This is a genomic window from Microbispora sp. ZYX-F-249 (assembly GCF_039649665.1).
GTDB classification, from domain to species: domain Bacteria; phylum Actinomycetota; class Actinomycetes; order Streptosporangiales; family Streptosporangiaceae; genus Microbispora; species Microbispora maris.
Genome location: NZ_JBDJAW010000123.1, coordinates 1 through 1,587, shown reverse-complemented (window position 1 = coordinate 1,587; position 1,587 = coordinate 1). Strand labels below are relative to the sequence as shown.

Genomic DNA, 1,587 nt, shown 5'->3' with positions numbered 1-1,587 from the left:
GCCCCGGACCCGGCCTTGTCCTTCTGCAGGCGCCAGACCAGGGGGAACTCCGGGTCGACGATCCAGTCCTGCAGGTACTGCGCCCGCACGTGCCGGATCTCCCCGAGCCTGCCCTCTTCGACGAACCGCCGGGCCAGCGCGACGGCGGGCACGCGGCGGTAGTTGAAGGCGACCATGCTGCGCACGCCGCGCGCCGCCGCCGCGCGGGCGGCGGCGGCCATGGCCTCGGCCTCGGCCACGGTGTTGGCCAGCGGCTTCTCGCAGATGACGTGCTTGCCCGCCTCCAGCGCCGCGATCGCGATGTCGGCGTGGCTGTCTCCGGGCGTGCAGATGTCGACGATCTGCACGTCGTCACGCTCGAGGAGCCGCTTCCAGTCGGTCTCCACCGCCGCCCAGCCGAGCGTCGCCGCGGCCTCGGCCGTGCGCTCGGGCGACCTCCCGGCCAGGGCCGCCATGACGGGTCGTGCCGGCAGGTCGAAGAACGAGGCGACGCTCCGCCATGCCTGCGAGTGCACGCGTCCCATGAACGCGTACCCCACCATGCCGACGCCCAGCGTCGGCCTGCTGTCTGTCACTGAATATCTCCCCCGTATCAGGATTCGAAGCCGGTCGGCAGGTACTTGTCGGCGTTGTCCTTGGTGACGGTCTCCGAGGTCAGCGTGATCGACTGCGGCACCTGCTGCTCCAGCAGGTCGCTCATGCCCTTGCCCTGCGCGATCAGTCGCGCCAGCTTGATCGCCGAAGCGGCCATCGTCGGGCTGTAGGTCACCGTCGCCTTCAGCACACCGCTGTCGGCCTGGATGTCACGCATCGCGTTGGCCGAACCCGCACCACCGACCATGAAGAACTCGTCCCGGCCGGCCTCCTTGATCGCGGCCAGCACACCGATGCCCTGGTCGTCGTCGTGGTTCCAGATCGCGTCGATCTTCTTGTGCGCCTGCAGCAGGTTGCTCGCCACCTGCGTACCCGACTCCACCGTGAACTTCGCGTCCTGCTTGGCCGTCACCTTGAACCCATAGGTCTTCAGCGCGTCCTCGAAACCCTTGCTGCGGTCCTGGGTCAGCGGCAGCGTCGCGATGCCCTGGATCTCCAGGATGACCGGGTCGGCCACCCCCTTGTCCTTCAGCGTCTTGCCGATGAAGTGGCCCGCGGCCACGCCCATGCCGTAGTTGTCGCCGCCCAGCCAGGTCCGGTACGACAGCTTGTCGGGGAAGACCCGGTCCAGGTTGATCACCGGGATGCCGGCGTCCATCGCCTGCCGGGCGACCTGGTTGAGCTGCTGGCCGTCGTTGGGCAGGATCACCAGCGCGTTGACCTTGGCCTGGATCAGCGACTCCACCGCCGAGATCTGCTGGTTGATGTCGTTGGTCGGCTCGACCGCCTTGAACTCCACATCGGAGTACTGCTTGGCGGCGTCGGCGGCGTTCTTGCTGATCGCCGCGATCCAGCCGTGGTCGGCCGCCGGGGCCGAGAAGCCGATGACGACCTTGTCGCCGGGGGCGTCGTTGCCGCCCGTGGCCGCGGCCGCGGGAGCGGCGGCCGGCGCGCTCGCCTGCGCCGCCGGCTCGTTGCTGGTGCAGGCCGTGA

General features: G+C 69.4%; 2 protein-coding genes. Both read right to left on the bottom strand.

The features are described 5' to 3' along the window. Positions 1 to 575: Gfo/Idh/MocA family protein (locus AAH991_RS40005; RefSeq protein ID WP_346231170.1), on the bottom strand; the 575-nt coding region annotated here is incomplete at its 3' end. A 17-nt stretch (positions 576 to 592) separates the two neighbouring features. Continuing rightward, on the bottom strand, positions 593 to 1,587 hold a 995-nt coding region (locus AAH991_RS40000; RefSeq protein WP_346231169.1), incomplete at its 5' end, for an ABC transporter substrate-binding protein.